This window comes from Pedobacter agri PB92, from assembly GCF_000258495.1.
Taxonomy (GTDB): Bacteria; Bacteroidota; Bacteroidia; order Sphingobacteriales; family Sphingobacteriaceae; genus Pedobacter; species Pedobacter agri.
Genome location: NZ_AJLG01000231.1, coordinates 1 through 6,245 on the forward strand (window position 1 = coordinate 1; position 6,245 = coordinate 6,245).

Below are 6,245 nucleotides of genomic sequence, written 5' to 3' on the forward strand. Positions count from 1 at the left end.
TTTTTTTATTTTAGTAAATAATCCTTTTTTTTGAAGTGATGTATGCTGGATAGGCTAATGATTGCGGCTTATTCACTTTCTGATAGCATAGAATAGTTGGAGATGCCCTCAGATCTTATGACAGAATTTTTTCTTTGGTAGATTTGATATGAAGTTCCATCCCTACGCGAATGATGCCCGAACCCTGATGTAAAAGGTTTTGACCGAACATAATTTTATTGTTGAATGTGCGATATTTGGAAAGCGTCTTTAACGGTTCGGCACCTTTAGCAGCGGTTTGCTGGTTAACAGTAATAAGTACGCATCTGGCGCAAGGTTTAACAGCAAAAAATTGAATCCCGCCCATTTCAAAGTCTTTAAAAGTATCTTCAACATGCGCTTCGCCGCCGGTAAATACAAAGTTTGGGCGAAACCGATCCATGCGAACGGGTTCGTTTAGTTTTTCGTTTAGTTGATCCAGTGAAGACTGTCCAATAATCAGGCAGGGGTAACCATCGGCAAAACTCACAATTTCGTTTTGGGTTGCATATTTCGGATCTACATGTCTTTTAGTGCCCTGATCCATTTTCACTAGCCTTACACTAAAGTTCATGTAACGGGAGAACCATTCGCTTACTTTTGGATCAACTTCGAAACCCATAGTTAAATCATCCCAAATACTAACTGCAAAACTTTGATTTGTTTGCTGATCAATAAAAAACGAAATCGTTTCTAAAGGATCATCTTTATGTGAAATCTTTAACTGATTGTCTAATACATCGACCTGTAAAAGCGATAATAGTGGATATTTTCTTTGGGTAATGAACACACCTTGATCATCAATCAGAACCCACCTTCTATCGAATTGCAGCCCTCGTTCTTCTATATAAGATTGCGTTACACTTGCTCCACCAAGTGATTTAATGGGGTAAATATAGATGGCTGAAAGTAGTAGCTTGTTCACGGAATAAAGATAGTAAAGACTTTATAAACTACAACCTTGTGTGCATGCTCAAGGCGTGGAACATTAGCAATTGTGCTGAATTAATGTCTGGCGCCCTTCATCACTTTAAAAACATGTAATACCTGAGGAAAAAGTGCATCCATCGTTTCCGTTGCGCCCTTTAATGATCCAGGCAATGTCAGCACCAGAGAATTTCCGATTAATCCGGCTACGCTTCTGGATAACATGGCAAATGGCATACGTTCCTGGCCATAACGGCGGGCAGTTTCCGTAATACCATCTATAGATTTTTCGATCAGCGGTAAAACAGCATCGCTGGTTACATCCCGTGGCGATAAGCCGGTTCCGCCGGTAAAAATCAATAAATCAACTGCTGCTGAAAGTGTTTTGGCCTTGTTTTGAATCTGATCAAAATCATCTGGAATCACTTCGAAAATGCTGGTTTCCATACCAAGAGATTCTAGTTTAGCAACTATGGCTTTTCCTGACTGGTCTTCACCCTGGCCTGCAGAAATCGTGTCAGAGCAAACAATAACCGCCGCCCTGAGGTCGGCAAAGTCATTTTTGCTAAAATCACTTTTTCCTCCTGATTTTTTTAATAGTCTGATGGATGCGATCTCAACCCCTTTATCAATAGGTTTAAGCATATCATACATGGTTAAAGCGGTAACTGAAGCACCATGCATGGCCTCTACTTCCACACCAGTTTTGTAGATGGTATGTACTTCAACATAAATTATTATGGTTAAATCTTTTATTTCGTAAGTGATAGCCGTAAATTCAACAGGTAAGGGGTGGCAGTCGGGGATGACATCACTTGTTTTTTTTACACCAAATAAACCAGCTGCCCTGGCAAACTCAAAAATATCGCCTTTTGGTACTTTTCTTTGTTCAATGGCATCGATAGTTTCTTGTTTTGAAACCCGAACGGTTGCAGTCGCGATAGCAATTCTAAGGGTGTTTGATTTATGCGTGATGTTAACCATATTATTTATTTTCTTTCCATTGATGTGAAGCATCAGCAAATATCTCTTTGCCCCAAATGGGTAATTCTGCTTTAATTCTTTCAACCAGTTCGTCGCAGGCATCCATTGCCGGTTTTCTGTGTTTTGATGAAGTGAAAACAAACAGACAAATTTCTCCGGCGTTTACAACGCCTAAACTGTGGTGCACATGCATACAACTCAAAGGATATTTGCTGAAAACATCTTCCCTGATTTGGTGCATTTGTGCCAAAGCAAGTTCCTCATAAGCAGTATAATCAATTGCCGCAACTTGTTTTTCGTCAATTTCATCTGCCCTTACTTGCCCCAGGAATATGCTATGACCGCCAATTTCTGTCTTCGAACTGTGTTTAGCTATGCTATCTGCAATGAAATCGGCACTGATGGCACCCTGAACAAAAATGTTTTTAATTTTCTTTTCCGTCATGATTAAGAGGTGAAAAAGTTTTTCCAACGGGCAATTCCGCCTTTTAAACTGTATATGTTTTTTTCGTTGCCATATTTCTCATGAAGATATTCAGCTGCTGATAAGCTTCTGATCCCATGCTGGCAGATCAAAATAATATGATCTTCTACAATCTCTTCGTTGAGCAGGTTTTGCAAAGCTGACATGGGAAACTGCTTGAATTCTCCGCGATTGAGTTGAGGGACTTCATGGCTTTCACGCACATCGATAAGTAGCGTATTTTTCTTTTGCCGAATATCTTCCAGCTCGCTAATGTCTATTTCTATTACACTTTTCTTTATATCTGCTTTTTGATTCCCGAAATTCATTTTTAAAAAGGAGCTACTGTCTTTTGGTAAAACGTAGCTGTTAGCTGGAGCCGGAGTGACTTCGATTTCATAAAACGACTGCTCCAGCAGGTTATAGTTTAGTATTTTATTTTTTAATGGCTTTCCGATTCCGGTGATGATTTTGATGGCTTCTGCAGCCTGCATGGTGCCAATGATGCCAGGCAACACACCGATTACTCCATTTTCGGAACAATTTGGAATTTCTCCTTTTGCTGGTGGAACAGGGAAGAGGTCGCGGTAATTCGTAGTAATGCCGTTTTCATCTGCCAGGTTAAATATCGCCAGCTGGCCCTCGTAACCTGAAACGGCGGCAAATATCAGCGGCTTTTTCAAAAGTACGCAGGCATCATTAATGAGGTATCTGCTTTCGAAGTTGTCTGTAGCATCTATCACTACATCATAGTCCGCTATCAATTCGAGGATGTTATTTCGCGTAACGAAAAAAGGGTAGGACTGGATGAAAACTTCAGGATTGATTGCCGCCAATCTTTCAGTAGCCACATCTGTTTTGAGCTTTCCAATATCTGTTGTAGCAAAAAGTACCTGACGATGAAGATTGCTTAGTGAAACCACATCCCCATCTGCCAGACCGATACGACCGATACCTGCAGCAGTAAGGTATTGTAAAGCCGGACATCCTAAACCGCCTGCACCAATCACTAAAACATTTGAATTTAGTAATTTATCTTGCGCTGTGGTACCAAAACCATCTAAAATGAGTTGTCTGTGGTATCTTTCCCTATCCATGTTCTATCCTCCGGAAAAGGGCGGCATAATGGCCACCACTGAACCTGATGTTAACGGACTATTAGCATGTATAATTTGCTTATTCAGTGCCAGTTTATATTTAATTTCTTTGAGTTTTGGGAACACGGCTTCCAGGTGCTTTTGTAAACCATCGGTATCCTTGATGCCATCAATGTTCAGGTTCTTAAGGTTCACCAATTCTGCTATTTTCCCGAAACTGATAATTTCGATTTCCATAGCGCTAATTTACCTGAAGTATAGTGATTTTACTTAATCCTTTTACAAATCTTCTTCCCGTTGCCTCATCTGTTGGTGAAATTAATGCAATGTTTCCTTTTTCATTTTTTACCGGGTTTGCATCGAAAGCAGTTAAAATCATCACATGTTTTCCAGTTTCCGAATTAAATAACTCATTCCATGAAAACACCACTTTATAATTATCAGTAGCGGTGCATACAATGTAATATTCACTTAATACTTTCGGGGAGGCGGTTTCAATGTCTATTTTGGATAATACATCTTTTAATAATACGCCTTTAATGTTTTTGATACTGCTTTTCCGCTGCATCAGGTGATTAAAAACCACCATGCTATCTAAACTCAAACTTTTAAATTCCTTTAGGTTTGATAGGTTTAAAGTAGTAGGATTTTTTATTTTACCTTCAATGGTAAATTGCTTGCTTTCTTGCGCATGAACAGTTAAAGAAAATAATAAAATAATTAGGGTGATGTATCTCATTTTTAAATTTATATGTAATTTTATATAGTTAGTTGATGTGGTTTGAGAGTTTTTTAGTTAATCGATTTTCAAAGCACGTTATCATGGTAATAACATGATTTTAACCCTTTCATCTTGATTCACTTGCTCAGTTTCTTCTTCAAGCATGATCAGGCAATTGGCCTGAGCAAAAGTACTTAAACGGAAAGACTCTTGTGCCCCCAGCGGAATTACTTTCCCATTCTGGTAATGTGCTTTAAGAAAATGGGTTAATCCGGAAGATTTTTTGTAGGCACTGCTTAGCTCTGCCTCCATTTCCTTAACCGGATTTATTTTGCCGGAAAGTGCAGCAAGCGTTGGCAAAACGTAGTTGTAAAAACAACTCAGCACAGAAGATGGATTGCCGGGAAGCCCAAAAATGTATTGCTGTTCCAATCTACCGAAGAACAGTGGCTTTCCGGGTTTTTGTTTTACTTTATGGAAAACCTTTTGAATTCCGCAGCGGGCCGAAGCTTCGAGCACAAAATCATAATCGCCAACGCTTACGCCGCCCGTAAGCAATACTATGTCACTCGTTTTCAACGCCCTTTGGAGGAGTGTAGTTAATACCTCTAAATCGTCATCTGCCTCAAAAATTTCTACCTGATTAATTCCTTCCTGGTTTAATGCCGCCTTCAGCGAATATGAATTAGACTCATAAACCTGCCCAAAAGCTAAAGTTTCGCCAGGCTGAACAAGTTCCTTGCCGGTAAGGATAATGGAAACTTTTGGCATAGGAAAAACTGATACCCCGGTGATGCCAATTCCTGCCAGAAAACCAAGGGCAGCCGGGCTCAGGTAATCTCCTTTTCTCATTGCCAATGCACCTGTTTTCATTTCCGCACCTTTGTTTCTAACGTTAAGTCCAGCAGAAAGATTTCTATCTTGAATCACCAATTTTCCATCTAAAATTTCTGTTTTTTCCTGCATCACTACGGTATCGGCACCTGATGGTAATGGTGCACCGGTAAATATCCGGCTGGCTTGTCCGGCAGTTATAGTAAGTTGCGTATTTGTCCCAGCAGCCATTTCACCGTTTAATTCCAGAGCGATGTTTGCTTCTGCGAAGCGAATGGCATAGCCATCCATTGACGACTGCTCATATGCGGGTATATCGCAAATGGCAAAAACATCTTCAGCTAAAATATGTTGATTTGCTTGCGATAAAGGCAATTTAACAGGAGACAGTGGTTGAATATTATTCGCGATAAGTGCCTTAGCTTCGTGTACAGAGATCATTTTCTATCCGCCAATGGTAATCATACTTCTATTGTTGAGGAGGGTAGCATCCAGGTTTTCGAAATGTTTACCTAACTGTCCGCCAAGTTCTTTTTCTTTAGCCCAAATGGAAGCCTTGATCAGTGGGAGTACATCTTGTCCGGCTCTTAGCGGATTTAACAGGTCTGTTTCGCCTATTGAGAAAAGACAGTTTTTCAATTTCCCATCGGCAGTGAGCCGCATGCGATTGCAGGTGCTGCAAAAAGGAGCAGTCATGGTACTAATTACAGCAAAAGAACCTTCATGACCAGGAATCATAAAATGTTTAGCGGTATCATGGGGTGCAGATTTTACGGGTAGAACCACGAAATCCTTCTCCACAACGGCTAAAATTTCTTCTAAAGAAAACATTTTGTTACTCGTCCATTTGTTGCCCGTAAAAGGCATAAATTCTATAAATCTAATTTGAATAGGATTATGTTTTGTCCAGTTTATAAAATCTTTAATTTCACCATCGTTTAATCCTTTCATCACCACCATATTAATTTTAACAGCGATTTTATGTTGCAATAACAGTTCAATATTTCCTCTTACCTGATGAAAAACGTCTCTTCTGGTGATAGTAAAAAATTTATCAGGTTGTAAGGTATCTAAACTGATGTTCACCGTTTTTATGCCTGCTTCTAAAAGTACAGGAAGCATTTCTGCGATCCGGGTGCCATTGGTGGTAATCACCAGCTCAACCGGGAGTTTCCCCAGGGCCAGGATAATCTCCGCAGCA

At 39.9% G+C, this 6,245-nt stretch carries 8 protein-coding genes; all 8 read right to left on the bottom strand.

The window, feature by feature from the left end; translation table 11 throughout:
* Positions 1-115 precede the first annotated feature (115 nt).
* Positions 116-943 carry an MOSC domain-containing protein gene (locus ON09_RS21680; RefSeq protein ID WP_010603173.1) on the bottom strand — a complete coding sequence of 276 codons (828 nt, stop codon included), beginning with the start codon at positions 941-943 and terminating at the stop codon, positions 116-118.
* Between the two features lie 80 nt (positions 944-1,023).
* Complete coding sequence (gene moaCB, locus ON09_RS21685) at positions 1,024-2,031, bottom strand: bifunctional molybdenum cofactor biosynthesis protein MoaC/MoaB (protein WP_238533769.1); 1,008 nt, start codon at positions 2,029-2,031, stop codon at positions 1,024-1,026.
* Positions 1,931-2,374: a molybdenum cofactor biosynthesis protein MoaE gene (locus ON09_RS21690; protein WP_010603175.1), complete on the bottom strand. Its 444-nt coding sequence runs from the start codon at positions 2,372-2,374 to the stop codon at positions 1,931-1,933. Before ON09_RS21690 ends, moaCB begins: the two co-directional genes overlap by 101 nt.
* Before the next feature lie 2 nt (positions 2,375-2,376).
* Positions 2,377-3,489 carry a HesA/MoeB/ThiF family protein gene (locus tag ON09_RS21695; RefSeq protein ID WP_010603176.1) on the bottom strand — a complete coding sequence of 371 codons (1,113 nt, stop codon included), beginning with the start codon at positions 3,487-3,489 and terminating at the stop codon, positions 2,377-2,379.
* 3 nt (positions 3,490-3,492) lie between these two features.
* The gene (locus ON09_RS21700) at positions 3,493-3,726 is read right to left on the bottom strand and encodes a MoaD/ThiS family protein (RefSeq protein ID WP_010603177.1); all 234 of its coding nucleotides are present in this window, start codon (positions 3,724-3,726) and stop codon (positions 3,493-3,495) included.
* 4 nt (positions 3,727-3,730) lie between these two features.
* Positions 3,731-4,228, bottom strand: a complete 498-nt coding sequence (locus ON09_RS21705; protein WP_010603178.1) for a hypothetical protein — start codon at positions 4,226-4,228, stop codon at positions 3,731-3,733.
* Positions 4,229-4,309: 81 nt separating this feature from the next.
* Positions 4,310-5,485 carry a molybdopterin molybdotransferase MoeA gene (locus ON09_RS21710; RefSeq protein ID WP_010603179.1) on the bottom strand — a complete coding sequence of 392 codons (1,176 nt, stop codon included), beginning with the start codon at positions 5,483-5,485 and terminating at the stop codon, positions 4,310-4,312.
* Positions 5,486-5,488: 3 nt separating this feature from the next.
* Positions 5,489-6,245 (bottom strand): GTP 3',8-cyclase MoaA (locus ON09_RS21715; protein ID WP_010603180.1); only part of this gene is annotated, 757 nt, incomplete at its 5' end.